Origin of the sequence: Mesorhizobium sp. BR1-1-16 (assembly GCF_020165495.1) — a bacterium.
GTDB lineage: Bacteria > Pseudomonadota > Alphaproteobacteria > Rhizobiales > Kaistiaceae > Kaistia.
On sequence record NZ_JAIUIE010000002.1, the window covers coordinates 399793 to 425842 of the forward strand.

The 26050-nt window shown below is 65.2% G+C and carries 28 protein-coding genes; 16 read left to right on the top strand and 12 right to left on the bottom strand.

Annotated elements, in window-relative coordinates:
• Positions 1 to 28 precede the first annotated feature (28 nt).
• Positions 29 to 832 (bottom strand): WecB/TagA/CpsF family glycosyltransferase, encoded by an 804-nt coding sequence (locus tag LB518_RS07680; protein WP_224575236.1) that lies wholly within the window; start codon positions 830 to 832, stop codon positions 29 to 31.
• A gap of 330 nt (positions 833 to 1162) precedes the next feature.
• Between LB518_RS07680 and LB518_RS07685 the strand changes: the two genes are divergently transcribed.
• Positions 1163 to 3202, top strand: coding sequence for a GumC family protein (locus LB518_RS07685; protein ID WP_224575238.1), 2040 nt, complete (start codon positions 1163 to 1165; stop codon positions 3200 to 3202).
• Between the two features lie 8 nt (positions 3203 to 3210).
• Positions 3211 to 4506, top strand: a complete 1296-nt coding sequence (locus LB518_RS07690; RefSeq protein WP_224575240.1) for a UDP-phosphate alpha N-acetylglucosaminyltransferase — start codon at positions 3211 to 3213, stop codon at positions 4504 to 4506.
• Here LB518_RS07690 and LB518_RS07695 read toward each other — a convergent pair.
• Together LB518_RS07695 and LB518_RS07700 are read right to left on the bottom strand one after the other, a co-directional pair.
• Complete coding sequence (locus tag LB518_RS07695) at positions 4460 to 5602, bottom strand: acyltransferase family protein (protein WP_224575242.1); 1143 nt, start codon at positions 5600 to 5602, stop codon at positions 4460 to 4462. The two genes, LB518_RS07690 and LB518_RS07695, sit on opposite strands and share 47 nt — an antisense overlap.
• Before the next feature lie 104 nt (positions 5603 to 5706).
• Complete coding sequence (locus LB518_RS07700; RefSeq protein ID WP_224575244.1) at positions 5707 to 6318, bottom strand: DapH/DapD/GlmU-related protein; 612 nt, start codon at positions 6316 to 6318, stop codon at positions 5707 to 5709.
• 183 nt (positions 6319 to 6501) lie between these two features.
• On the opposite strand from LB518_RS07700, the gene phnC reads away from it, so the two are divergent.
• The 4 genes from phnC (at position 6502) to phnE (LB518_RS07720) (ending at position 10157) form a co-directional block, all read left to right on the top strand.
• Positions 6502 to 7311 carry a phosphonate ABC transporter ATP-binding protein gene (gene phnC / locus LB518_RS07705; RefSeq protein ID WP_224575246.1) on the top strand — a complete coding sequence of 270 codons (810 nt, stop codon included), beginning with the start codon at positions 6502 to 6504 and terminating at the stop codon, positions 7309 to 7311.
• Positions 7312 to 7367: 56 nt separating this feature from the next.
• Complete coding sequence (gene phnD / locus LB518_RS07710) at positions 7368 to 8300, top strand: phosphonate ABC transporter substrate-binding protein (protein WP_224575255.1); 933 nt, start codon at positions 7368 to 7370, stop codon at positions 8298 to 8300.
• 79 nt (positions 8301 to 8379) lie between these two features.
• The gene (gene phnE, locus LB518_RS07715) at positions 8380 to 9264 is read left to right on the top strand and encodes a phosphonate ABC transporter, permease protein PhnE (protein ID WP_224575257.1); all 885 of its coding nucleotides are present in this window, start codon (positions 8380 to 8382) and stop codon (positions 9262 to 9264) included.
• Positions 9261 to 10157 carry a phosphonate ABC transporter, permease protein PhnE gene (gene phnE, locus LB518_RS07720; RefSeq protein ID WP_224575259.1) on the top strand — a complete coding sequence of 299 codons (897 nt, stop codon included), beginning with the start codon at positions 9261 to 9263 and terminating at the stop codon, positions 10155 to 10157. Before phnE (LB518_RS07715) ends, phnE (LB518_RS07720) begins: the two co-directional genes overlap by 4 nt.
• Here the strand turns inward: phnE (LB518_RS07720) and phnF are convergent.
• Entirely contained in the window at positions 10154 to 10939 is a 786-nt protein-coding gene (gene phnF / locus LB518_RS07725; protein ID WP_224575261.1) for a phosphonate metabolism transcriptional regulator PhnF, read from the bottom strand. The two genes, phnE (LB518_RS07720) and phnF, sit on opposite strands and share 4 nt — an antisense overlap.
• Positions 10940 to 10989: 50 nt before the next feature.
• Between phnF and phnG the strand changes: the two genes are divergently transcribed.
• From phnG to phnN, 9 genes are all read left to right on the top strand, one after another.
• Entirely contained in the window at positions 10990 to 11481 is a 492-nt protein-coding gene (gene phnG / locus LB518_RS07730; protein WP_224575263.1) for a phosphonate C-P lyase system protein PhnG, read from the top strand.
• A 2-nt stretch (positions 11482 to 11483) separates the two neighbouring features.
• Entirely contained in the window at positions 11484 to 12080 is a 597-nt protein-coding gene (gene phnH / locus LB518_RS07735; RefSeq protein ID WP_224575265.1) for a phosphonate C-P lyase system protein PhnH, read from the top strand.
• A 3-nt stretch (positions 12081 to 12083) separates the two neighbouring features.
• Entirely contained in the window at positions 12084 to 13178 is a 1095-nt protein-coding gene (locus tag LB518_RS07740; RefSeq protein WP_224575267.1) for a carbon-phosphorus lyase complex subunit, read from the top strand.
• Entirely contained in the window at positions 13175 to 14071 is an 897-nt protein-coding gene (locus tag LB518_RS07745) for an alpha-D-ribose 1-methylphosphonate 5-phosphate C-P-lyase PhnJ (RefSeq protein ID WP_224575270.1), read from the top strand. The genes LB518_RS07740 and LB518_RS07745 overlap by 4 nt, the downstream gene beginning before the upstream one ends.
• A complete protein-coding gene (locus tag LB518_RS07750) occupies positions 14068 to 14544 on the top strand; it encodes a GNAT family N-acetyltransferase (protein WP_224575275.1) in 477 nt (158 codons plus the stop codon). The genes LB518_RS07745 and LB518_RS07750 overlap by 4 nt, the downstream gene beginning before the upstream one ends.
• Positions 14541 to 15317 (top strand): phosphonate C-P lyase system protein PhnK, encoded by a 777-nt coding sequence (gene phnK, locus LB518_RS07755; protein WP_224575277.1) that lies wholly within the window; start codon positions 14541 to 14543, stop codon positions 15315 to 15317. Before LB518_RS07750 ends, phnK begins: the two co-directional genes overlap by 4 nt.
• A complete protein-coding gene (gene phnL / locus LB518_RS07760) occupies positions 15314 to 16036 on the top strand; it encodes a phosphonate C-P lyase system protein PhnL (protein WP_224575279.1) in 723 nt (240 codons plus the stop codon). Before phnK ends, phnL begins: the two co-directional genes overlap by 4 nt.
• Before the next feature lie 71 nt (positions 16037 to 16107).
• Positions 16108 to 17259 (top strand): alpha-D-ribose 1-methylphosphonate 5-triphosphate diphosphatase, encoded by a 1152-nt coding sequence (locus LB518_RS07765; RefSeq protein ID WP_224575281.1) that lies wholly within the window; start codon positions 16108 to 16110, stop codon positions 17257 to 17259.
• Positions 17260 to 17266: 7 nt separating this feature from the next.
• Complete coding sequence (gene phnN, locus LB518_RS07770) at positions 17267 to 17845, top strand: phosphonate metabolism protein/1,5-bisphosphokinase (PRPP-forming) PhnN (RefSeq protein WP_224575283.1); 579 nt, start codon at positions 17267 to 17269, stop codon at positions 17843 to 17845.
• Here the strand turns inward: phnN and LB518_RS07775 are convergent.
• The 3 genes from LB518_RS07775 to LB518_RS07785 all read right to left on the bottom strand — a co-directional run bounded on the left by LB518_RS07775 (position 17823) and on the right by LB518_RS07785 (position 20296).
• Entirely contained in the window at positions 17823 to 18461 is a 639-nt protein-coding gene (locus LB518_RS07775; RefSeq protein ID WP_224575285.1) for a GNAT family N-acetyltransferase, read from the bottom strand. The two genes, phnN and LB518_RS07775, sit on opposite strands and share 23 nt — an antisense overlap.
• A gap of 70 nt (positions 18462 to 18531) precedes the next feature.
• Entirely contained in the window at positions 18532 to 19269 is a 738-nt protein-coding gene (locus tag LB518_RS07780; RefSeq protein ID WP_224575288.1) for an SDR family oxidoreductase, read from the bottom strand.
• Positions 19270 to 19321: 52 nt separating this feature from the next.
• Positions 19322 to 20296, bottom strand: a complete 975-nt coding sequence (locus LB518_RS07785) for a LysR family transcriptional regulator (RefSeq protein ID WP_224575290.1) — start codon at positions 20294 to 20296, stop codon at positions 19322 to 19324.
• A 137-nt stretch (positions 20297 to 20433) separates the two neighbouring features.
• On the opposite strand from LB518_RS07785, the gene LB518_RS07790 reads away from it, so the two are divergent.
• Positions 20434 to 21510 (top strand): nucleoside hydrolase, encoded by a 1077-nt coding sequence (locus LB518_RS07790; protein ID WP_224575292.1) that lies wholly within the window; start codon positions 20434 to 20436, stop codon positions 21508 to 21510.
• Positions 21511 to 21520: 10 nt separating this feature from the next.
• On the opposite strand, the gene LB518_RS07795 is transcribed toward LB518_RS07790, so the two are convergent.
• The 5 genes from LB518_RS07795 to LB518_RS07815 form a co-directional block, all read right to left on the bottom strand.
• Complete coding sequence (locus LB518_RS07795) at positions 21521 to 22366, bottom strand: sugar phosphate isomerase/epimerase family protein (protein WP_224575294.1); 846 nt, start codon at positions 22364 to 22366, stop codon at positions 21521 to 21523.
• Complete coding sequence (locus LB518_RS07800; RefSeq protein WP_224575296.1) at positions 22363 to 23514, bottom strand: Gfo/Idh/MocA family protein; 1152 nt, start codon at positions 23512 to 23514, stop codon at positions 22363 to 22365. The genes LB518_RS07795 and LB518_RS07800 overlap by 4 nt, the downstream gene beginning before the upstream one ends.
• A gap of 32 nt (positions 23515 to 23546) precedes the next feature.
• On the bottom strand, positions 23547 to 24590 hold the full coding sequence (locus tag LB518_RS07805; RefSeq protein WP_224575298.1) for a sugar phosphate isomerase/epimerase family protein: 1044 nt from the start codon (positions 24588 to 24590) through the stop codon (positions 23547 to 23549).
• 189 nt (positions 24591 to 24779) lie between these two features.
• Positions 24780 to 25184, bottom strand: a complete 405-nt coding sequence (locus tag LB518_RS07810) for a cupin domain-containing protein (protein WP_224575300.1) — start codon at positions 25182 to 25184, stop codon at positions 24780 to 24782.
• Between the two features lie 31 nt (positions 25185 to 25215).
• Entirely contained in the window at positions 25216 to 26046 is an 831-nt protein-coding gene (locus LB518_RS07815; protein ID WP_224575302.1) for a phosphoenolpyruvate hydrolase family protein, read from the bottom strand.
• Between the last annotated feature and the right edge of the window lie 4 nt (positions 26047 to 26050).

Here is a 26050-nt window from a genome sequence, read left to right on the forward strand (position 1 = left end):
CCGATCGACGATCCAGACATTGCCCGTCTCAGTTTCCCGGCCGCAGACGCTTCGGCAGGTCCTGTTCCTCGCGCTCCAGGTCGGCCGGCTTCAGCCACAGGCGCGCAATGCGCAGCCGCATGATCTGGACGAGGAAGATCGCGAGCCCGCCCGTATAGCGCCAGCCGAGCCGCCGCGGCTCGATCATCAGGCGGAACAGCCATTCAAGCCGCAGCACCCGCATCCAGTGCGGCGCGCGCGGCACGGTGCCGCTGATGAAATCGAACAACGCCCCGACACCGATGAGGACGTGGGGCGACAACTCGGCCGCATGGCGATCGATGAACTGCTCCTGGCGCGGATTGCCCATGGCAACGAGCAACAGGCCCGCCTTCGAAGCGTTGATCTCGGCAACAACCGCGGCCTCGTCCTCCCGCTTCAGATAACCATGATGCATGCCGACCACATGGTGGCGGGGAAAACGTGCGGCGAGTTGCCGTCCCGCTTCCTCGACCACCGGTTGCTTGGCGCCGAGCAGATAGATCGAAACGGGCGCAGTGGCCTTTTCGAGGATTTCGGGTACGAGATCAGTGCCGTTCAGATTGTCCTCGAAGCCATGCCCCATGAACAGCGACGACGCCAAATCGATCCCGACGCCGTCATTCAGCACCAGGAAGCGCGACAGCGTGTCGATATAGGCCTGCGAGCGCAGCGCCGAGACCATGGTATTCGCATTGCAGAACGCCACGCGGATCTGGCTGCCGTCGTGAAACGACCGGTCGATGGTCTGCAGGACCTTCGCGCGCGAGGCATAGGGGATGTGCACGCCGCCCACGCGGAGAAAACGCGGCACCCATCGCCGATCTGGACCGTCATAGGACATTTGATTCGAGTTTTACATTTTCACTAGGGTTGGATACCCGAACCATGCCAGCGAAAAAATCTGAAATGTCGTTGGGAATCCGAGAGTTGCTTTTAGTGTTAAGCGCAATTTAACGATTGCCGCCACAATTACTTTACGGGCGTTAACCCATACGACGGGTTTGAATTTCTTAACCCTGTTTGGGTCAATATCACGGCATCGCGTCGGCGGAACGGTCATCCGGCCGCGGCGCGACGCCTCCAGCATGGTCGCGCATGTCGCCGCCGTGGGCCGGTGGCCACGTCTGGATGAGGATCGGGAATGCTCGCGCAGGGGGATGGACGGCTCATGGAGGCAATGCTTCCCGCTCGCCGGCCGCTCTCCTCGATCGACGTGATGGAGCTTTTCGGGGTCGTGCGGCGCCGTCTTGCGCTCGTCTTCGGCTGCGGATTGCTGTTCCTGGTTCTGGCCGCCCTCTACATCCACCACCAGCATCCGGTCTACCGGTCCACCGTCGAGATCCTGGTCGATCCGCAGGGACTGCAGGTCGTCGGCCGCGATATCCTGCCGACCGACAGCTCGGCATCGATCGACTTCGCAAATGTCGACAGCCAGCCGCTGATCATTGCCTCCACCAATGTACTGGCCGAGGTGATCCGCAAGCTCGATCTGGAGCACGATCCCTTCTATGCCGGTTCCATGGTCAACTGGCCGGCCGATGGCGAGGGCGCCGTCAGCCCGCGCTTTGTCCATGTGCTCGACATGCTGCGCGGAAACGTCGTCATCCATCGCGCCGATCCCTCGCTCGTCTTCCAGATCACCGTAACGCATGACGACGCCGATCGAGCCGCTCTCATCGCCAACACGATCTCGGCTGTCTATCTGGAGCAGAGCCGCGAGGCCCGCCTGACCGCCGCGCGGCAGGCGAACGAGTCCCTTGTCGGACAGGCGACCTCGCTTCGCGCCCAGTTCGAGGAGGCGCAGCACCGCCTCGAGCAATTCCGCGCCGACAACGGCCTCGTGACGACCGGTACGGCCGGGCTCGTCGTCAACCAGCGCCTGCAGGATCTCACCACCCGCATCACCGCCGCAACCGCCCAGGTCGCGGAGCTGGAGGCGCGCCGCAACCAGGTGCGCGGCCTCGATCTCGCCGTGGTCGAGGCCGGCGGCATTCCCGAAGTGGTGAGCTCGCCGACGATCACGGCGCTGCGAACCCAATATGGCCGAGTGGTGCAGCAGCAGGCGGAGCTTGCCCGTTCGCTCGGCCCCAATCACCCGGCGCTGCAGCAAAGCGACTCCGAGCGCGAGGCCGTGGCCCGGCTGATCGATGCCGAGATCATCCGCATCAAGCAGTCGATCGAGGCCGATTATGCCCGCGCCAAGGCCAATCTTGCCTCGCTGCAGGGGCAGGAGCAGGCGATCACCGCGACGCAGGCGACCAGCAACACTGCTGAAATCAGGGCCCGCGAACTGCAGGGCGATGCTGACGCGATCCAGCAGGTCTATAATGCGGTGCTGAACCGCACCAAGGAGCTCGACCTCCAACAGCAGATCCAGACCAACAATTCGCGCGTGATCTCGGAGGCTGTGCCACCGGTCAAGGCGTCAGCTCCGCCAAAGGCGATCGTTCTGGCGGCGGGCACCTTGTTCGGCCTTGCGGTGGGCATCGCGCTCGCCTTCGCTGTCGATTTCCTCGCTTCTGATCCGATCGCCAGGCTGCGCGCGATCAGCGGCAGCCTAGGCACCGAGCTTGTCGGCCTGTTGCCGTCTCGCCGCCGCCGCTGGCTGAAGCGCGACGGTGTCGGGCATGTCGAGGCTGACGATCCCGATGCGGCCGACCGCGAGGCCCTCTTTCCGGCCGCCCAGGCGCTGGCCATTCATCTTGCAGACGCGCTTCCGGCTACGATCCTGCTGATCGAGGCCGGCTCGGTCCGGAACGGACCACGCGTCGCGCGGGGTCTCGCCGGTGCGCTCGCCGATCTCGGCGAGGAAACGCTGCTCTGTTCGGCGAACGACATCTCGTCGATGCTGCGCATCGAGCGTTCGGCGCCGGAGACCATCCGCGCGGCGCATAAGGAAGTCAGCGAACGCCTGCTCGGAACCCACGGCCGCCGCCGCGCTGGCATTCAGGATCCCGATAGCAGCGATCCCTACGGCCTCGATGGCCGCGAATTCATCCTCATCGACGGCGGTCCGTCGCGCGACACGCGGACATTGGCGGCGAGCTACGGCTATGTCGATGCGGTCATCGTCGTGGCGACGACCGGCCATAGTTCGAGCGAGGATGTCCGCGACCTCATCGCCTCGCTCGGTCCGCTCGCTTCGGCCGCGATCGGCGTGGTCGGCGTCGTCGATCGCTGACGGCGGCGATGCGCTCGTTCGCCACCGGCCGCGTCGATCCCGCCTTCGGCGCCTTCGACGCAGATGCCATCCGCGACCGCATCCACCAGCCGGCGATCGTGCTGATCCTGATCGGCGCGCTGGTCTTCAATCTCCTGCTCTGCTTCGTCAACACCGTGGTCTTCCGCGTGACGGACACCATGGTGATGGGCTCCGAGATGGTGTTGATCAGCGCGGCCTTCGCGCTCGGCGTCAACCGCAAGGTGACGCTGTGGCTGATCCTCGGCATCTTCATGAGCTACATGGCGCTGCTGATGGCGCTTCGTCCGATGCTCGACCTGAAGGCGGTCCGCGATTTCCTGATCCCGATCACCTTCTACACGCTCGGCCGCCGCTATCCAGATCGCCGGATCGCTGACAAGGCAGCGCTGATTTCAGGCGCGATCGTGCTGTTCTTCGGCCTGTTCGAGTACTTCTTCCTCGACATTTACATCAAGTATTTCAACATCATCGCCTATTATGTCGCGAGAGGCACCGTCGCGGCTTCCGATGTCACCGGCGAGTCCGGCCTGTTTGCGAGCGGCCTGCGCCCGGACGCGCGCAACATTCTGCCATTCCTCGGGCCACATCGCGTCTCCTCGGTGTTCCTCGAGCCGGTTTCGGCGGGCAATTTCGGCGCGATCCTCTATATGTGGGCGCTCTGCCGCAAGGACATGCGCTGGCGGAAGACGCTGTTCGTGCTCGGCGCCATGCCGATCATTCTCTCCGATGCGCGTTTCGGACTTTATGTCTGCGTGGCTGCGACAGCGCTATCGCTCGTGCCGTTCCGCCTGCCACGGATCGCCTGGTACTTCCTGCCGATGGCCGTCATGCTGGCGCTGGCGATCTATGGCTTCACCAGCGCCGAGGTCGACTGGCGCAACGATTTCGGCGGCCGCCTCCTCTGGACCGCCCGCCTGCTGACCTCGCTGGATATCCGCGGTGCCTTCGGCATCTCGCCTGACAAGCCGTTTCTGTCCGACTCGGGCTATGCCTATACGATCAGCGAGATCGGCATCTTCGGCGTGATCGGCTTCTGGACGCTGTTCATCTTTGGTCGCGAGGACAATCCCGACGCCTGGCGCTTCAAGATGCTGGTCGCAACCTATATCTGCCTCCTGCTCTTGATCAGCGACTCGCCTTATTCGATCAAGACCGCGGCGCTGCTCTGGTTCATGGTCGGAACCAATGACGGCTTCGTGCCGCCGGCAAAGCCGCAGCTGTCGATCCCGAACCGCTTCACGCGCTGGCGGGCGAGCGCCGCGTCCGCGCCACAAGCCGGCTGATCGCCGGCCCGATCCGCCGCTTGAGGCCAAGAGCGGGCTTTTCGACGAAATGCCAGGACAGCGCCGCGAGAATGATCGTCGGCACGGCGCTGATCACGAAGAAAACCCAATAGTTGCTGATGCCCGGCAGGAAATGGATCAGCGTCTGCTGCACGGGGAAGCCGAACAGATAGATGCCGTAGGAATAATCGAGGCCCGCGAGGATCGGCAGGGCAAACCATGCCGACAGGCCGAGCCAGACAGCGACATAGGCGAAGAGCGGTGCTGTCACTGCCCAGACGATCGGATTGTCCTGCCAGCTCGGATTGCCGATGATCGCGATCACGACGAGCGCCGCGCCGGCTGCGAGGCCAAGGATGCGGCTCATCGGCATATTGGCACGGAAGAGATGGAACAGCGTGCCGGTCAGGAACAGCGGAACCAGCTTGGCCGCGCCGCGCCAGACGAAGATATAGGTCAGCTTGTCGCTCAGCGGAAACTGCAGGCCGTAGCGATCGATCAGCCAGAATCCGATCGCTAGGGCATAGAGGCCGATGGTGCCGCCGAGGACCAGCCAGCGGCGGCGGAGCAGACCCAGCCCGGCGATGATCGCCAATAGGATATAGCAGCTCACCTCATGCGGGATCGTCCAGAGTGAGCCGTTGATCTCATGGGCCGGATTGGTTTCGAAGACGCCCGGCAGCGCATCATGATGCAGCCCGGCGGCATTGAGGAAATAGGCGTAGAGGCCGGGCTTGCTGAAATAGCTGCCGAGCGAATCCTGCGTCATCAACGGCCCCAGCACCAGCGCCGCGAGCGCGACGACGAGGACGAGCGCCGGCAGGATGCGCAGCAGCCGGTTGACGAGGAACTGGTCGAGGCTCAGCCGCTCGACGCTCGCCGCGACAAGGAAGCCGCTGACGACGAAGAACATCGGCACCGGCACGTTGTTGAGCGCCCAGCGCGCGCCATACGGCCAGAATTGATCGGCCGCGGCGCCGTTGTCGATCAGGCTGCAATGAATGAAGACCACCGTCAGCGCGAGGATCAGGCGCAGCAGGTTGAAGCCCGGGCCGATGCCCCTGTTCGCGTCGAGGACGCTGCCGATGCTCTTCATGGACTGACTGCCAGTGCGAGGAACGGCCCCGTTCTGCGGCCACAATCCTTGTCGAAACCTTGCACCGATTACTGCAAATTGAGGGGTATTTGCAAAAAAGTCGCTTACCCGCCATGGCGATCGAGAAAGGCTTCGATGGGAAGAGCGCGGAAGTCGGCGAGCGCGCCCCGCAGCCGCCCATGCTCCCAGTCCCACCAGGCAAGGCGGAGAAGGCGCTCGGCGATCGCTTCCGGGAAGCGGCGCTTGATGGTCTTCGCAGCGACACCGACGGCGATCTCATAGGGCCCGACATCCTTGGCGACCACGGCGCCGGCGCCGATGATCGCCCCCGTACCGATCGAGACGCCGGCCAGGACCACGACGCCATGCCCGATCCAGACATCATGTCCGATCGTCACCGGCTGTGAGCGGCGCCAGTCGAAGAATGCCGTCTCATCCTCCTCGTCGTCGAAATAATAGGACGAACGGTAGGTGAAATGGGACTGCGAGGCACGCCATTGCGGATGGTTGCCGGGATTGATCCGCACGGACGCGGCGATCGAGCAGAACTTGCCGATGGTGCTGTGGATCACGTCGCCGCCCGGCGAGATATAGGAGTAGTCGCCGAGTTCGCTCTCCGCGAGGTCGCAGCCGGCGCCGATCTCGGTATAGCGGCCGAGCCGGCAGGCGCGGACACGCGCGGTTGGGTGGATCGTCGGATTTTCGCTGAGGCGCATGGCGGGTGACCCGGAGGATGATGCGCGAAGGTCACCCCGGCACATGACATCAGGATGACTGAGCCGGCTGATCGTATTGGCTGAATAATCAGAGGCGCTTGGACTGTCGTCCACAGGCCGTTCCCGCTGTCACACCAGCTTCGCATGCTTTCAGCACTCTCCGAGCACCGAGGAGAATGCCTGATGCTCGTATTGAATGACGTCTCGCGACGGTTCAACAACAAGGCCGCTGTCTCTGGCGTGAGCCTTTCCATCGCTGGCGGAAGCTTCGTCGGCGTGATCGGCCGTTCCGGTGCCGGCAAGTCGACCCTGCTGCGCATGATCAACCGCCTGGTCGACCCGACCGCCGGCTCGATCCGCTTCGGCGATGTCGACGTGACGGGCCTCGATGGCCGGGCGCTGCGCGATTGGCGCGCCCGCTGCGCCATGATTTTCCAGCAGTTCAATCTGGTCGGCCGGCTGGACGTCCTGACCAATGTGCTGATGGGCCGGCTCAACAAGGTGCCGACCGCACGCTCGCTCCTGCGTCTTTGGAGCGAGGAAGACCGCGCCATCGCGCTGTCGGCGCTGGAGCAATTCGACATCGCCGGCCTCGCTGCCCAGCGCGCCGATAGCCTGTCGGGCGGCCAGCAGCAGCGGGTCGCGATTGCCCGGGCGCTGGTACAGGAGCCGGACGCGATCCTCGCCGACGAGCCGATCGCCTCGCTCGATCCGCGCAATACCAAGGTGGTGATGGACGCGCTGCTGCGCATCAATCGCCATTATGGCATCACCGTCATCTGCAATCTGCATTCGCTCGATCTCGCCCGCAGCTATTGCGACCGGCTGATCGGCATGTCGGCGGGGCGCGTCGTCTTCGATGGCGCCCCTGAAATGCTGACCGAGGATGTCGCCCGCGATCTTTATGGCCTCGAGGCCGGAGAAGCGCTGGAAGCGGCGCCCGCCCTCGAACCCCGTTCCGCCGCCGTCGGTCCGTTCGCCGTCGCCGTCTGATGCCCGACGCGGCATGACACCCGGCGCCGACCGGCGCCATCACCTTGGAGAGACAGATGTTCAATCGCCGCACTCTGATCGGCGCCGCCGTCGCGAGCCTTGCCTTCGCCGGTGTCGCGCATGCCGATGACTGGAAGGCCCAGTATCCGGAGCTCACGCTCGCCGTGATCCCGGCCGAGAATGCCTCGACCACCACCGACCGCTATCAGCCGCTGGCCGATTATCTCGGCAAGCAGCTTGGCGTCCCGGTCAAGCTGGCGGTCGCCACCGACTATGCGGCCGTCATCGAGGCCCAGCGCGCCGGCAATGCCCAGATCGCCTTTTATGGCCCGGCATCCTATGCCCGCGCGGTGCTCACCGGCGTCGCCACCGAGCCGGTCGCCGTCTCGCGCCATTCCAACGGCCTGACGGGCTATTACTCGGTCATCTACACGCTGGCGAACAGCCCCTATAAGTCGATCGACGACCTCAAGGGCAAGAAGCTCGCCCTCGTCGACCCGAACTCGACCTCGGGCAACAATGCGCCGCGCTTCTTCCTGCATCGCGACGGCAAGGACGTCGACACGTTCTTCTCGCAGGCGATCTTCGCTGGCAGCCACGACAACGCCGTCCTGGCGCTGGCGCAAGGCACCGTCGACGCGGCCGCGAATTCGTGGAACTCGGAAGACGACAGCAACCTGACGCGCATGATCACCAAGGGCGTCCTCAAGGATGCCGACGGCAAGCCGATGACGAAGGAAGACTTCCGCATCGTCTTCAAGTCCGACTTCCTGCCGGAAGGCCCGTATTCGGTGCTCGCCTCACTGCCGGCCGATCTGAAGAAGCAGATCACCGATGCCTTCATTGACATGCCGAAGAATGACCGGAAGGCCTTCGACGGTCTCTCGGACGGCAAGGACATCGAATTCGCCCCGATCTCGGCCAAGGACTATCAGCCGATCGTCGACATGGTGAAGTTCAACGACGAGCAGCGCAAGAAGAGCTCGTAACCTCCATCGATCAGCGAAGGGCGGCCGTCGGCCGCCCTTCGTCTGTCTTCAATTCCCCTTGAAAATCCGGACCTGATCCTTGGCGACTGCGATCCCCGTTCTGCCCGAGCCACAGGCGCGCGCGCTGGCCAGCGCCTATGCCGCCGCCGTCTCGGTCCGGCGCTGCCGCGGCGCCGCCGTGCTGGTGACCATCATCCTGCTGGCGCTGGTAAGCGGCTGGCTCGCGGATGTTCGCCCGGTCACGCTCGTCGCCAAGATCGGCAATTTCGGCTCATTTATCGGCCGGACGATCCCCGACTTTTCATCCGGTAACGTCCTGGCTGATCTCAGGGCCTGGTACTGGAACTTTCCCGATTGGCTCGGCCTGCTCGGTCAGACAATTCTCATCGCCTATCTCGGCACGCTGATGGGCGCTGTTGTCGCCTTCGCGCTCTGCTTCATCGCCTCGGCCAATCTCGCCCGCAGCCGCTGGTCGCGCGTCGGCGCGCGTCGCCTGCTCGAATTCTGTCGCACGGTGCCGGATATCGTTTTCGCGCTGATCTTTGTCATCGCCTTCGGCCTAGGCCCGATGGCTGGCGTCTTCGCGCTCGCGATCCATACGACGGGTGCGCTCGGCAAGCTCTTCGCCGAGGTGGTGGAAAATATCGACATGAAGCCGGTCGAAGGCCTTCAGGCGACCGGCGCTTCCTGGGTGCAGACGGTGCGCTACGGCGTGCTGCCACAGGTTGCTCCCGGCTTCGCGTCCTATGCATTGCTGCGCTTCGAGATCAATGTGCGCGGCGCCGGCGTCATGGGTTTCGTCGGTGCCGGCGGCATCGGACAGGAGTTCCTCGTCGCGATCCGCAACTTCTATTATTCGGATGTCAGCGCGATCCTGCTGATGATCATCGCCACGGTCATCGTCATCGATCTCGTGACGGAGCAGGTCCGCCACCGCCTGATCGGTTTCGAGGGCGCGCGATGAGCGAGACCGTCACCACCGCCGCCGAGGACACAGGCCGGGGCCGCCTTGCAGCCGCCGCGCGCGCGGATCTCGCGGGGTTGAAGGCGCGCCACCCCGACGCCTTCCGCCTGTCGCCGAAGAACCGGGCGCTGGCGATCCTGGTGCCGCTTGCCATCATTGCCGTCGCGTTCGGCGCGATGGTGGCGCTCGATTTCTCGCTGTTCCGCATCCTCAATGGCCTGTCGCGGCTCGGCCGCTTCGCCGTTCTGATGATGCCGCCCGCGCCGGAGGGCCGCTTCTTCGTCTTCCTCAGCGCGCTCGGCGAAACGCTCGGCATCGCCTTTCTCGGCACGCTGACCGCCGCGCTCCTCGCCTTTCCCGTCGCTTTCCTCGCCGCGCGCAACGTCATCCCGAACATCTTCGTGCATTTCGGCACGCGGCGCGCCTTCGACGTCATTCGCTCGGTCGATACGCTGATCTGGGCGCTGTTGTGGATCAACGTCGTCGGGCTCGGGCCCTTCGCCGGCGTGCTCGCTATCGCCTGTTCGGATTTCGGCTCCTTCGGCAAGTTGTTCTCGGAGGCGATCGAGGCGACGGACGGCAAGGCGACGGAAGGCGTTGCCGCCTCCGGTGGAAGCCGGTTGCATCAGGTCCGCTTCGGGCTCGTGCCCGGCGTGCTGCCGGTCATCGCGAGCCAGGTTCTGTATTATTTCGAATCGAATACCCGCTCGGCGACGATCATCGGCATCGTCGGGGCAGGCGGTGTCGGCATCTACCTGACCGAATTGATCCGCGTGCTGGAATTGCAGCAGGTCGCGTTCCTGATCCTGATGATCCTGGTCACTGTCGCCATCATCGATTTCATCTCGACGCGCCTGCGCCTCGCCATCATCGGCAACAAGAAGTTCGTCTAGCTCTCGACGACGATCTCGGTGCGGTCGGCGGCGAAGAGCGCGCGCGTGAACTGGATCGGCGTGCCGTCGCTGTCGACATTGATGCTGTCGACCGCAAGCAGCAGGCGTCCCGGCGCGAGGTCGAGGTGTGTGGCTTCCTCCGCGCCGGCTGGGCGGGCCGAGATGCGAGTCTCAAAGCGGCGATAATCGGCGACACCGCGCGATGCGAGGGCCCCGGTGATCGATCCATAGGCAAGATAGGCGTCGCCGAAACGCTCGAAGCGGGGCAGCGGGAAGAAGCCGCTACCGAGTGAGATCGGCGATCCATCGGCCGAACGCAGCGTATCGAGACGGATGACCGCCTCGCCCGCGACGATACCAAGCGCGGCGGCCGTGCGAGGATCTGCGGCCACCACCTGTGAACCGAGCAATCGGCCGCCAGCTTCGCGGCCGGCGCGCGAGACGATCTCGGAAAAGCGCGTGCGTGGGCCGATCGGATAGGGCAGCGGCCGCGCCTCGACGAAAGTGCCGCGACCCTGCGTCGCGCGGACAAGACCGCGCGCGGCAAGCTCGGCAAGGCCGCGTCGCACCGTATGGCGGTTGACGGCGAAGCGCGTCGCGAGTTGCGCCTCCGTGGGGAGTTGCGTACCGGCGGCAAAGCGGCCGGCCGCGATATCGGCCTCGATTTCGTCGGCGATCTGCCGCCACGCCGAAATGCCCGCGCCGCGGGCGATCTCGCGGGCCTCGTCGGCGCTCTCCGCGCCATCGGGTGTCGTCATGAAAACGTCACTGGACTGGATCATGGAGTTGTCTATACCATTAGACAAATAGAAACGGAAGGCACGGAGTTGCGATGACCGATGGTCCTGCAAACGACGAGCAGATCCAGCCGCAGGCTTCTGCCGATAGGAGTGTCGCGGCCCGTCAGGCGTTGATGGCGACCATGGCGGCCGCCTTGTACGAAGAGCTCGGCGCCGCTCTTGCCAGCCTCGGCGATGTCCCCGCCGCGACCGATATTCGCCCCGCCGAAAGCGGCCTCGTGATGCTGCGCGGCCGCGCCGGTGGCGATGGCCGCGCCTTCAATCTCGGCGAAGCCACCGTGACGCGCGCGGCGGTTCGCCTTGCCGATGGCCGCACCGGCTTTGCCTATCATCTCGGCCGTGACAGCCGAAAGGCGCGTGTCGCCGCCATTCTCGATGGACTTTGGCAAGGCCCCGAACGGCCGCGTGTCGAAAAGGCTCTGGCCGGCCTGCGCGAGCGTCTTGCGGCCGCAGCCGAGACCAAGGCCCGCCGCGTTGCCGCAACGCGCGTCGACTTCTTCACCATGGTGCGCGGAGAGGATTGATCATGCTTGATGTCGCCAGCACAGGCTTCGCCGATCCCGTCCTCGATGCACAGGCGCAATTCCGTGCGCTTGCGGATGCGCTTGCCCGGCCCGGCAGCCTTCGTGCCTTCACGCCGAGGTTGACGCCGCCCGTCGGTTTTCCGGCGGCGCTCGCGTCTATCGCCCTGACGGTCGCCGATCATGAGACAGCGATCTGGCTCGATCCGGCTTTCGCTGCCGATCCCGGTATCGCGGTCTGGCTCGCCTTCCATTCCGGCGCGCGCACGACATCCGACCCATCGGAGGCGGCGTTCGCGTTTGTGGCCGATATCCGAGCGATGCCGCCGCTCGCAGCCTTTGGCTTGGGCGATGAAGCCTATCCCGATCGCTCGACGACTCTAGTCATCGCGGTGGAAAGCCTGGCCGAGGAGGGCGCTCTCGTCCTGTCGGGGCCGGGCATCGAGACAGACCGTCGCCTTGGCGTCACGCCCTGGCCGGAAGGCTTTTCCGCGCAGTTCGCCGCCAATCGCGCCCTCTTCCCGCGCGGCGTCGATCTGATCCTCGCAGCTCAGGGCGTCATCGCGGCTCTGCCGCGCACGACGCGCATCCGGGAGGCTTGAACCATGTATGTCGCGGTCAAAGGCGGCGAGGCAGCGATCGACAACGCCCATGCGCTGCTTGCCCATGAGCGGCGGGGGCCCGCTGATGTGCCGGAAATCGCGCCAGATCAGATCGAGCATCAGCTCTCGCTTGCTGTCGATCGTGTCATGGCAGAGGGTTCGCTCTATGATCCGGCCCTGGCGGCTCTGGCGATCAAGCAGGCGCGCGGGGACCTGATCGAGGCGATCTTCCTGGTCCGCGCCTTCCGCACGACGCTGCCGCGTTTCGGCCATTCCGAGCCGCTCGACACGGCCAGGATGGCGATCGAGCGCCGCATCTCCGCCACCTACAAGGATCTTCCGGGCGGGCAGGTGCTGGGGCCGACATTCGACTACACCCATCGCCTGATCGATTTCATGCTGGCCGCAGGCGTCACGCCGCCGGAGCCCGCCGAAGCCGAGCCCGAGTGCGGCGCCGTGCCGCGCGTCACCGATCTTCTGGATGGCGAGCAGTTGATCGAGGCCGAAACGCCACGCGACGGCGAGCCTGTTGGCGACCTGACGCGCGCCCCGCTCGATTTCCCTGCTGATCGCGACCTTCGTCTGCAGGCCCTGGCGCGCGGCGACGAGGGCTTCCTGCTGGCGCTCGGCTATTCGACGCAGCGCGGCTATGGCCGGACGCATCCCTTTGTCGGCGAGATCCGCTTCGGCGAAGTCATGGCCGAATTCGTGCCGGAGGAGCTCGGCTTCGCGGTGCCGCTTGGCCCCGTCGCGCTCACCGAATGCCAGATGGTCAACCAGTTTCATGGCAATGCGGAACAGCCGCCGCAATTCACGCGCGGCTATGGCCTCGTCTTCGGCCAGAGCGAGCGGAAGGCGATGTCGATGTCGCTGGTCGATCGGGCGCTTCGGACGCGCGAATTCGGCGAGGATGTCGTCGCGCCGGCTCAGGATGAGGAATTCGTCCTTTCCCACTGCGACAATGTCCAGGCGACCGGCTTCGTCGAGCATCTGAAGCTGCCGCACTATGTCGATTTCCAGGCCGAGCTCGGACTCGTGCGCCAGATGCGCGCCGAGCATGAGGCGGCGCGCGAAACCTTGAGGGAGGCGGCAGAATGAACGCCCCGTCGCCGGCCGAGACCGGATACAACTTCGCCTATCTCGATGAACAGACCAAGCGGATGATCCGCCGCGCTATCCTGAAGGCAATCGCCATTCCGGGCTACCAGGTGCCGTTCGCCAGTCGCGAAATGCCCATGCCCTATGGCTGGGGCACGGGCGGCGTCCAGGTGACGGCGGCGGTCATCGGGCCGGATGACGTGCTGAAGGTCATCGACCAGGGCTCGGACGACACGACCAATGCCGTCTCGATCCGCAAATTCTTCGCCAAGACCGCCGGCGTCGCAACGACGACGCGGACGGCCGAAGCGACCGTCATCCAGACGCGCCACCGCATTCCTGAAACGCCGCTCTCGGAGGGGCAGATCCTCGTCTATCAGGTGCCGATCCCCGAGCCGCTGCGCTTCCTCGAGCCGCGCGAGACAGAGACGCGCAAGCTGCACGCGCTTGCCGACTATGGGCTCATGCATGTGAAGCTCTACGAGGACATCGCGCGGCACGGCCATATCGCCACGACCTATGACTATCCGGTCGAGGTAGCGGGCCGCTATGTGATGAACCCGTCTCCGACGCCGAAATTCGACAATCCGAAGATGCACCGCTCGCCCGCGTTGCAGCTCTTTGGCGCCGGCCGCGAAAAGCGCATCTATGCCGTGCCGCCCTATACCGATGTCGTGAGCCTCGATTTCGAGGACCATCCCTTCGAGGTGCAGCGCTTCGAAAAGCCCTGTGCGCTCTGCGCCGCGACGGGCGTCTATCTCGACGAGGTCGTGCTGGATGATCGCGGCGGGCGGATGTTCGTCTGCTCTGACAGCGATTATTGCGCGAGCCGCCGCGACGCCGGCCATCGCGGCGAGATGGCGGGTGACGCTCTGCCTGCGGGGCAGTCATGACCGGGCTCATCTTGCGCAAGGCCGTCGAGGTGGATCTGCCGGCGCTGCTTGCGCTCTATGGCCAGTCCAGTTTCAACAATGGCCGCACCGTCTCGCTCGACGTGGCGCGCGAGACCTTCGGACGGATGGCGCTCTATCCCGATTTCGCTGTTTATCTCGCCGAGCGGGATGGCGCGGTCGTCGGGACCTTCGCTCTGATGGTGATCGACAATCTCGCCCATTGGGGCATGCCTTCGGCGCTTGTCGAAAACGTCGTCGTCGCGGAAGGCGCGCAGGGCGGCGGCATCGGCCGCTGGATGATGCGCGAGGCCTTCCGGATGGCCGAGGCAAAGGGCGCCTACAAGGTGGCGCTTTCCTCGAACATTCGTTCGGAAAAGGCGCATCGCTTCTATGAAAGCCTCGGTTTCGAGAAATATGGCTTCAGCTTCAAGCTGGAGCCGGTTCCGGTTCCCGTCGAAGGAGAAGTCGCATGAGCGAACTGCCGCTCCTGTCCGCCCGCGATCTCGGCAAGCTCTACGGCGCGCGCATTGGCTGCGAGGCTGTCAGCTTCGACATCCATGAAGGCGAAGTGCTGGCGGTGGTCGGCGAATCCGGCTCGGGCAAGTCGACGCTCCTGAAGCTGCTTTCGACCGAGCTTGCGCCGACCTCGGGCACGATCCGCTACCGTATGCGTGATGGGGTGACGCGTGATCTCTTCGCGCTCACGGAGGCTGAGCGACGGTTCCTGCTCCGCACCGATTGGGGCTTCGTGCGCCAGGATGCGCGCGAGGGCCTCCGGATGAGCGTCTCGGCCGGCGGCAATGTCGGCGAGCGGCTGATGGCAGTCGGCGAGCGTCACTATGGCCGCATCCGCGGCACGGCGCTCGATTGGCTTGGCCGCGTCGAGATCGAAACCGACCGCATCGACGATCTCCCGCGCGATTTCTCGGGCGGCATGCGCCAGCGCCTGCAGATTGCCCGCAATCTCGTCACGCATCCGCGCCTCGTCTTCATGGACGAGCCGACTTCAGGTCTCGATGTCTCGGTGCAGGCCCGGCTGCTCGATCTCGTGCGCGGGCTCGTCGCCGAGATGGGGCTCGCCGTGATCATCGTCACGCATGATCTTGCCGTCGCAAGGCTGCTGTCGCACCGGATCATGGTGATGCGGCATGGCCGCGTCATTGAACAGGGCCTCACCGACCAGGTGCTCGACGATCCGCGCGAGGCCTATACCCAGCTCCTCGTTTCCTCGGTGCTCGCAGCATGACCGCTCCAGACGCTTCCTTGCCGCTCGTCAGCCTTTCCGGCGTCTCGAAAAGCTTCACGCTGCATCTGCGCGAGGGCATGCGCATCCGCGTGGTCGACAATGTCGCCTTTGAAGCGCGACCGGGCGAATGTGTCGTGCTGGGCGGTCCTTCCGGCGCGGGCAAGTCGTCGATCCTCAAGATGATCTATGGCAATTACCGCTGCGATACGGGCCGCATCCTCGTCCAGGACGGCGATGAGAGCGTCGATGTCGCGCGCGCCGAGCCCCGGCGCATCCTGGCGCTCCGGGCCAGCGTCATGGGCTATGTCAGCCAGTTCCTGCGCGTCATTCCGCGCGTCTCCGCGCTCGATATCGTTGCCGCCGCGGCTGCCGAAGGTGGCGCGGCGCAGGCGGAGGCTTGGGCGCGGGCCGAGCGGCTGTTGACGCTGCTCAACGTGCCCGAGCGGCTCTGGAGCCTGCCGCCCGGCACATTTTCCGGTGGCGAGCAGCAGCGGGTCAATATTGCCCGTGGCCTCGCGGCCGATCGCCCGCTATTGCTCCTCGACGAGCCGACGGCGTCGCTCGACGCCGCCAACCGGGCCGTCGTCGTGCGGCTGATCGAAGAGAAGAAGAAGGCCGGCGCCGCGATCGTCGGCATTTTTCACGACGAGGACGTGCGCGACGCGGTCGCGGACAAGATCGTCGACATGACGGCCTTCGCCACCGAAAAGGCGGCTTGAAGGGCCTTGATTGCAATATGGCGGCGCCGCCGGGCGCCGCTTCGGGACCTTGAACCTCGGGAAGAGCAGCCATGAACGAGCCCCGCAGCTATGTCCTTGAAAATGCGAGCATCGTTCTGCCCGATCGGGTGATCGAGAATGGCTGGATCGCCATCTCGGACGGCCGCATCGCCGAGATCGGCGAGGGGGCCGCACCGGAGCGCGGCTTCGACGTCCAGGGCGATCATCTGGTGCCGGGGCTCATCGAGCTGCACACCGATCACCTCGAGAGCCATTTCTCGCCGCGCCCGCATGTCCGCTGGCATGCACTTGCCTCGGTCATGGCCTATGACGCGCAGATCGCCAGCGCCGGCATTACGACGGTGTTTGATTCGCTGCGCGCCGGCACCGATATCGACGCGAAGCCGATCGGGGCTGACCTGATGACGCTGGCCGGTGGCATCGAGCAGGCGCGGGCAACCGGGCATCTCCGCGTCGATCACCGCACCCATATCCGCTGCGAGATCGCGACGCCCGACGTTGTCGAGCATCTTGAGACCTTTGCCGCGCGCTATCCGGTCCACCTCATTTCGCTGATGGATCACACGCCGGGTCAGCGCCAGTTCCGCGATCTCGAGACATGGCGCCGCTTCTATCTTCGCAACAAGGAAGCGTCGCCCGCCCAGGCGGATCATTTCGTGCGCCAGCGGCTCGAACTGCATGACCTCTACGCCAAGGTCAATCGTGCGCGGCTGATCGAGATCGCCGCCGCCAACAATGCGGTACTCGCGAGCCATGACGATGCCACCGCCGGCCATGCCGCCGAGGCTGCGGGCGAAGGCGTCGCCGTCGCGGAATTCCCGACGACGATCGAGGCGGCCGAGGCGCTCAACGCAGCCGGCATCGTCGTCATGATGGGCGGCCCCAATATCGTCCGCGGTGGCTCGCATTCGGGCAACATCGCCGCCGAGGAACTGGCGCGCGCCGGCCTGCTGGACGTGCTCTCGTCCGACTATGTGCCGGCAAGCCTCCTGATGTCGGCTTTCGAACTGCCGCGCCGCGCGCCGAATATCGATCTCGCTGCAGCCGTCCGGACCGTGACGGTGACGCCGGCCAAGGCGACGGGCCTCTCCGATCGCGGCGCGATCGAACCGGGGCTGCGCGCCGATCTCGTGCGCGTCCACCTCGTCGAGACCACGCCGATCGTGCGCCAGGTCTGGCGCGAGGGTCAGCGGGTTTCGTGAGGCAGAGATGGGCAGCGGAGCTTTCATCGCCATCGTCGGTCCGAGCGGCGCCGGCAAGGACACGCTGATCGCCCATGCGCGGGCAGCGCTTGGCGAAGAGGGACGTTTCCTGTTCGCGCGCCGGATGGTGACGCGGCCAGCCAACGCCTTCGAGGATCATGACACGATCGACGAAGAGAGCTTCGAGGCCGGCCATGCCTCGGGTCGTTTCGCGCTGTCGTGGCGGGCGCATGGCCTCGGCTATGCCCTGCCATCCTCGATCGTCGAGACGCTGGCGAGCGGCACGCATGTGATCTGCAATCTCTCGCGCGCGGTGCTGCCGCTGGCGCGCAGCCGATTTGGCCGTGTCGTCGTCATCGAGATCACGGCGCCACCCGAGGTGCTCGCGGCCCGGCTCGAAGGGCGCGGCCGCGAAAGTCGCGCTTCAATCGAGGAGCGCCTTACGCGCGAGGCTGCGAAGAGCTTTGAACTCCGGGCCGATCTCGTCATCGTCAACGATCGCCCGGTCGCCGAGACAGGCGGCCGTCTGGTCGCCTTCCTCGCGGCGCTCGCGACCGAAAGCGTCAGCGAAACCGCTTCGCCATGATGACGCCGCCGGGGTCGAGATCCGGCGTTTCCAGCGCGACCAGCCCGACCTTGCGATAGAAGGCGAGCGCCGGCAGATTGTCGCGCGCGACGCCCAAATGAAGGCCCGGTGAGCCATCGGCCGCCAGCGTCTCCATCAATGTTTCAAGCAGGCGGCGGCCCCAGCCATGGCCCTGCGCTTCCGGCAGCAGGTCGATATGGCCATGCGAGGGATAGGCTTCGGTCAGCGCTGGCGGACAATAGGGCATGAAGTTGTGCACCTGCCGCCGTTTGGCGTCGCTGAGCCGCCACGCCGCCTTGTCGGGACCGGGATCGGGAATGCGCCGGCGTAGTGGCGGCAGCCATTCCCTTTCCATGCGGTCATAAAAGGCGGCGCTGTCGCGCGCGCCGACGACATAGCCCGCGACCCCGTTCGGCCCGTCGATGACGAAGGCAAGGTCCGGTTCCATCACGACGTAATTGCCGACATAGAGGTGGCCGAGAATGTCGGGATCATCGTTCTGTGGCGTCGCATCCTTGCCGAGATCGCCGGTCAGCATGCAGATGCGATAGACCGCCGGCAGATCGGCAAGGTCCGCCTTGCGCATGTGGAAATCGTCGCGGCCGAACGCGCTCATGCCGGGATGCTCCTCAGTTGGGATGAACGCGACCGTTCTGCGCCCTGCCGGCGGCGGGGGTCAACCCAGGTCAGGCAAGCGTTCGCCCGCCATTCACAGCGATGGTCTGGCCGGTGATGAAACCGCCTCCGGGTGAGGCGAGGAACACTACTGTTGCAGCGATGTCTTCGGGAACGCCCTGATGCCCAAGCGGCACGAGGCGGCGATACGCTTCGAGGTCTTCAGCGCTTGCATCATTGTGCCGCTCGACGGGGATGAAGCCCGGCGCGACCAGATTGACGCGAATGCCGTCGCCGCCGAGTTCATTGGCCCAGGAACGCGTCAGCCCGACCATGGCCGCCTTGGCGGCGACGTAATGGCCGAAATCGGCATTGCCCATGTCCACGACTTCGCTGCCGATGTTGACGACGATGCCACTGCCTTTTGCTTTCCAGTTCGGCAGCACGCATTGCAGGATCAGGAGGGGCGCCTTCACGAAGAAGCGGAGTTGGTCGAGATGATCGTCCCAGTTCTGTTCCTCGATCGGCTTGAACGGCTGCGGACCGGTGGCGTTGTTGACGATGAGACCGATCGGCCCGAGTTGATGTTCGATCTCGGTGATGCCGTGGCGGACGCTTGCCTTGTCGGTGACGTCGAACTTGAACGCGGCAGCCCGACCGCCTGCAACCTCGATCGCATCGACGGTCGCGGCCGCGCCGGCATCGTCATGGGCATAGTTGACGGCCACGGTCCAACCAGCGGCACCCAGCCCCTTGGCAATGGCAGCCCCGAGCCCGCGCGATGCGCCGGTAACGAGTGCGGTACGCATAAATGTTCCTTCCCCAATGCTTATCCCCCTCGCGCCGCCGCTGCGCGCGGCATCAGGCGGCGGGCGCGCCGCTCCCGGGCCTGTCGAGCGGCATCCGGTCGGGACGGTCGCTCCGCCGGTAAGGGAATGAAGTGTAGCCGTCGAAGCGGCTGCCGACAAACCGTGTCAGCGCTTTGATGAGTGGATTGGCGATGCGGTGCGCTGGATGCAGGACAAGGAGCGGGCTCGGGTCTGAGGTCCAGCCGGGGAGCACCGGCACCAGCGCGTCGGCGCGGATTTCGTCGGCGACAAAGAAATCCGGGAAATAGCCGATGCCTTGGCCCTGCACGACGCAGAGTTTGGTCATCCAGTTGTCGTTGGACGCGATGCGGCCGTCGGCATGGAAGACGACGCTTCGCGTGCCGTCTGACAGCGCCCATTGGGTCGATCCGCTTCGGCTGCGATTGACGACGAGAGCATGGCGACCGAGATCCTCCGGCGTGGCGGGATGACCGCGGATGGCGAGATAATCGGGCGCCGCATAGAGGCGGCTGACATAGCTCGAGAAGCGCCGAGCGACCATGTTCGCCGCCGCGGGATCGGTGGGATCGCCGGCATAGAGGGCGCAGTCGATGCCACTGTCGGGATGGAAGAGGCTGGCGGCACCAAGGATCAGAAGCTCGATATTGACGGCGGGGTGATCGCGTCCGAATTCGACCGCCAGCGGGCCCATGAGATTGGTGCCGAGTTCGTCGGTCGTGCCGATGCGAAGGTGGCTGCGGGTCGTGGCGCGCTGCGCGGTCACCACATCTTCCGCCCGCTCGCATGCCTGGATCACCTCGCGGGCATGCGGCAGCAGGGCGATCCCGGCCGATGTCGGGGCAAGTCGCCCGCCGCGCCGCTGGAACAACTCGGCGCCGAGCTCCGATTCCAGGCGCCGCAACTGGTGACTGAGGCTACCCTTGGCGGCGCCGTGTCGCCGCGCCGCTTCCGAGAGGGAGCCGCAATCGGCAATGCGCATGAACGCCTTCAAATCGTCGATCCGCAAGCGAATACCGTTCGAGATGTTGAACGAGCGTCATTGTTTTCATGTCCATGCAACGGCGTCAATGCGAGCTAGTCTCTACGTATTCAACGCAAATGCCCTGTCCGCACGGCGGGCTCGTTCATGAAATGGAGACGACCATGTCCCTGCCATCGCCTTTTGTCGCCGCCATGGGGCTCGTTCTCGCGGGCCTTTCTCTCGGGGCAGCGCCACCCTCGGCAACGCAGAAGCTGTTTGTCATCGACAATGATTTTTCGGGACCGGGCGGCTCCGACCTGCAGCCGGTGCTGTTCTTCCTGGATAATCCTGACGCAAAGCTGCTCGGTCTCACCGTGGTGACCGGCGACGATTGGATGAAAGTCGAGACGGCGCATCTGCTGCGCTTCCTCGAGATCGCCGGCCATCCGGAGATTCCCGTCGTCGAGGGCGCGCGCGTGCCGCTGGTGAATACGCCGCGCCGTATCGCTGATTGGGAGGCGCGCTATGGCAAGCTCTCGTGGAAGGGCGCGTGGAACAAGCCCGAGACGGATGGCACCGTGGCCGGCTTTGATCCCGATGCCGTACCGACGCTGGAAGAGGGCAACCCGACGATCAAAGCGGCGCCCGGAGCCGCGGCGGCTTTCCTGGTCGATGCAGTCCGAAAGCACCCGCACGAGGTATCGATCATCGCACTCGGTCCGCTCACGAATATCGCGCTCGCAACGAGCCTCGATCCTGAATTCCCGAGCCTCGTCAAGGAGATCGTTATGACGAACGGGCCGGCGACCAATCTCGACCCGGCTACGGGCAAGGTCGGGCCGTTCACCAGCGGCTTCAATTTCGTGTTCGATCCGGAAGCCGCCGACATCGTCCTCCGGGCGCCGTTTCCGCGTATCGTCAGCGTCGGGCCAGTGGCGGAGCGGGTTTCCGTCGACCAATCGCTGATCGACGCCATCGCCGCGAAAAAGACGCCACTTGCCGCCTATCTCGCAAAATATGCCTGGAAAGACCTTCCGATGTGGGATGAAACGGCGACGGCGATCGCGCTTGATCCGACGCTGGCGTTGAAGAGCGTCGATGTGTTGACGGCAATCGATCTCGGCGACGGCGCCACGCATGGCAGTGCCATCGCCTTCGATGCCAAGTCGGCGCCCGGCCGCGGCGAACGCCCGGTCTCGACGGTGCTCGATTTCGACGCGGCGCGCTACCGCGAGATGCTGCTTGGTGCCGTGCGCTGAGGGCAAAGCCTCAGGCGGCGGCCCAGCCCTCGCGCATGAGCTTGATGGCGCCCCGGTAGACATCCTCCGGTTTGTCGAACAGGGGTCGCCAGACGCGCGTTGCGGCGGCGATGTCGGGCAGCGCCGAGCCAAAGGATTCGACGGTCACCCAGCCATCATAGCCGCTCGCTTTCAGCGCCTTGAAGACTGAGGCAAAATCGATTGGGCCGGTTCCCGGCGTGCCGCGGTCGTTCTCCGAGATATGCACATGGTTGAAGCGCCCGGCGGTCGCCTGGATGGCGCGCGCCTGGCTCTTCTCCTCGATGTTGAAGTGGAACGTATCGTAGAGATAGCCGTGGTTCGCGGCCCCCACGGCATCGACCAGCGTCCTGGCGGCGGCGGCCGTATTGAGGAAATAGCATTCGAAGCGGTTGAGCGGCTCCACGGAATAGCTCACCCCGGCTTTCCCCGCATAAGCGGCCGCCTCCTTGTGCACCTCGACACAGCGCGCAAATTCGTCCGCCGTCGGACCGGCGCCCGAGAAACGGCCGAGCGTCTGGTGGAGAGGGCCGCAGACGAGGTCGGCCCCGAGCGCTGCCGTGCAGTCGGCAAGCCATTTCATGTGGTCGAGCGCTGCCGCGCGCTCGGCCGGATCAGCTGAGGTCGCGTCCGTTCCGGGCGGAAAGAAGGCGACTCCGGTCGACGCCAGCCCGGCATCCGCGAGGCGGGTCCGGACCCAAGCGAAATGGGCCTCCTCGCCGCCGAAGATCGGGACTTCCACGCCGTCATAGCCCGCCGCCTTCAGGTCATCGAGGATCGGCAGATGCTGTTCCTCGAAATGGGCGGTCCAGAGCAGCAGGTTGAAGCCGAACTTCATGGCGTCATCCCGGCGGCGAGATCGACCCATTGCCCGCTGCGACCAGAGGCGATGATGGCGTCGCAGATCCGCGTCGTTTCCAACGCGTCGCGGAATGTCGGCGCCGCCGGTTTGCCGTTCGAGAGCCCTTCGAGGAAGTCGGCGACCTGATGCACGAAGGAGTGTTCGTAGCCGATAATGAGGCCAGGCACCCACCACTTGCCCAGATACGGGTGCTCGCCATCGGTGACGAGGATCGACGTCCAGCCGCGCAGCGCGCCGGGCGTACGGTGATCGAACCAGGCGACGCGGTTGAGATCATGCAGGTCCCAGGCAAGAGATCCGTTCTCGCCGTTGATCTCGAGCGTATAGGCCGCCTTGTGGCCGCGGGCATAGCGCGTCGATTCGAACGTGCCGAGCGAGCCATTGGCGAAGCGCGTCATGACGGCAGCGGCATCGTCGATGCCGACATCGCGCATTGCGCCCGTGACGGCGTCCTTGCGCTGCTTGACGAAGGTTTCCGTCATTGCGGTGAGGCTGTCGATGCCGCCATTCAGCCAGATCGCCGTATCGAGGCAGTGGGCCAGCAGGTCGCCCGTGACGCCCGAGCCGGCGCTATCGACATCAAGCCGCCAGGTGGCCGCGCCGCCCTGCGGCACGTCGGGCGAAATGGTCCAGTCCTGCAGGAACTTCGCGCGGTAGTGATAGATGTGGCCGAGCAGGCCCTGGTCGATCATCCGCTTCACCAGCATGACGGCCGGGACGCGGCGGTAGTTGTACCACACCATGTTGGGTACACCGGCCGCCTCGACGGCCTCGACCATGGGCTTGCCTTCGGCTTCGGTGCGCGCCAGCGGCTTCTCGCAGAGCACCATCTTGCCGGCCTTGGCGGCGGCAATGGCGATCTCGGCATGGCTGTCGTTCGGCGTGCAGATGTCGATCGCGTCGATATCCGCCCGCTCGATCAGCCGCCGCCAGTCGCTTTCGACGGATTCGTAGCCCCATTGCTGCGCGAAGGCCGTCGCCTTTTCGGTGTTACGCGCCGCGACCGCCTTCAGCACTGGCCGGTAGCCGGTATCGAAGAAGTGCGAAACCTTGCTCCAGGCATTGGAGTGGGCGCGGGCCATGAAGCCATAGCCCACCATGCCGACATTCAGCGTCTTGGTCATTTCAAGCGATCCTTCCCGTAGGCTCTCAAGGCCTATTCCTGCCAGCCATGCGCTTCGCGCACCTTGATCATGGCGCCGAGCACGGCATTCCAGGTGTCCTGGCTTTCCATGACGGCATTCGGGAACATGCAGCCGTCCCAGCAGATATGGCGCATGCGCTTGGTGAGGTTGCCTTCCCGGTCGCGCAGCCAGTAGCCGGCATGTTTCGTGATATCGAGGCGGCCATTGGGGTCGGTGACCTGGCAATGGCGGCCGGTCTTCTCGTGATCGCCCGAACCGAACACGGTGCCGTCGTTCTGCGCGACGTGGAAATCCATCGTCCAGGGACGCAGCGCATCGGCGACCTTGCGATAGGCCGCGTCGAGCGTCGCCGTATCGGACCAGTCGAAATCCTTCGGCAGGATGCGGTCGGCCTCGGCGTTGTAGCCGAGCGTATAGAGCATCGAATGGGCCATGTCGGCCTGGAAGCCGACCACGCCGGGCCGATCCACCGTTTCGAGCAGCCGCACCATCTCGCGCCAGGAATGCATGCCGCCCCAGCAGATCTCGCCCTCCGCGACCAGGAACTCATCATAGTCCTCGGCGATATCGGCCGCTTCGGAAAAGGTCTCGGCGATCAACCTGGTATTGCCGACCGGGTCCTTGTCCCAGGCCTCGACGCCGACGGAGGAATCGATGCGGATGCCGCCGGTTGGGCGGATGCCGAGTTCGCGCATTTGCTGGCCGATGGCGCAGGCCTTGCGCACCTGCTCAACGAAACGCTTGCGCTCGTCCGCGGTACCCATGGCCGAGCCGCCGCCAGCGCCGCCCCAGATCGGCGCCACGAAAGAGCCGACCTTGAGGCCATAGCCGGCGATGTGGTCGCTGAGCCGCTTGACCGCATCCTTGTCGCTGTCGATGTCGAAATGCGGCGCGGTGATGAAGAGGTCGATGCCGTCGAACTTGATTCCGTCGACTTCGGCATTGGCGGTGAGGCGCAGGAGCGTATCGAGCGCGATGATCGGCTCGCTTTCGCCACCCTTGCCGACAACCCCCGGCCAGGCGGCATTGTGCAGTTTCGGATAGGTGTTCGGCATCGGATCCTCCCAGATCGTCCTGCTATTTGCGGTTCTGCTCGCGGCGACCGCTCTTTTCCTGTCATTGCCGGACTTGGCCCGGCAATCCAGTCTCCCTTGGGCCGTCTTCCTGCGGCCGCTTCGATCGAACGCCAGTCTGGATCGTCGGGTCAAGCCCGGCGATGACAGCTGGTGCATCTTCGGTGACGATTAGATCCGCAGGTCCTTCCACGGCGCCTCACCGGCGACCTCGACGGAGACATACCCGTTGACGCCGATGCAGGGGCCGAGGATCGCGACCACACGGGCGTCCTCGTCGCCGGCATTGAACGAGGCATGCACGACACCCGGAGGGATAAAGGCGGCGTCTCCCGGTCCGAGCAGGCGCTTCTCCTCTCCCACCCACTGCTCGACGCGGCCGGCGGTGACATAGATCACCTCTTCCTGGTCGGGATGTTTGTGGAAGTCGTGACCCTTGCCGGGCGAGAGAGTGACGTCGATGACCGTGAGCTGGTCGGCGCCTGTGGCCGGCGGATGGCTCATCCAGCGCAGCCTGCCCCAGTCCAGATGCTCCTGCGGTGTCTCCCCGGCAATGATGAATTGACCTTCGGCCATTGGCGTTCCTCCTCCCTTTCGTGTTTCTGGCTCAGAAGGCCAGTTCCTTGAAACGCCGCGTCTGCGCCGTCAGCGCCACTTCGACCGGCAGGCGCTCCATGCTGGAGGCGCCGTAGAAGCCGTGGCAATGCGCAGCGTTGCGCAACACGAAGGCGGCATCGTCGGGCATCGCGATCGGACCGCCATGGCAGAGGATGATCACGTCGGAGCGCACCGCCATCGCGGCCTCGGCGATCGCATCGATCTCCCGCACGCAGTCGTCGAGCGACTTGGCCGAGGTCGCGCCGATCGCGCCGCCCGTGGTGACGCCCATATGCGCGACGATGATGTCGGCGCCCGCCTCGGCCATGGCGCGCGCCTCGTCGGGATTGAAGACATAGGGCGTCGTCAGCATGTCGAGCCGGTGGGCCTCGCGGATCATGTCGACTTCGAGCGCGTAACCCATGCCGGTCTCCTCGAAGCTCGCCCGCATTACGCCGTCGAAGAGGCCGATCGTCGGAAAGTTCTGCACGCCGGAAAAGCCCATGGCCTTCAGCTCGGCGAGGAACTGCGGCATCAGCACGAACGGGTCGGTGCCGTTGACGCCGGCGAGCACCGGCGTGTGCTTCACGACAGGCAGCACCTCAAGCGCCATGTCCTTCACGATCTCATTGGCATTGCCGTAGGCGAGCAGCCCCGCCGCCGAGCCGCGGCCCGCCATCCGGTAACGGCCGGAATTGTAGATGATGATGAGATCGATGCCGCCCGCTTCCTCGCATTTGGCCGAAAGGCCGGTCCCGGCGCCGCCGCCGATGATCGGCACGCGGCGCTGAACCATGTCGTTGAAAGTGTCGAGGATCTGTCGGCGGGGAATGACGGGCATCCGC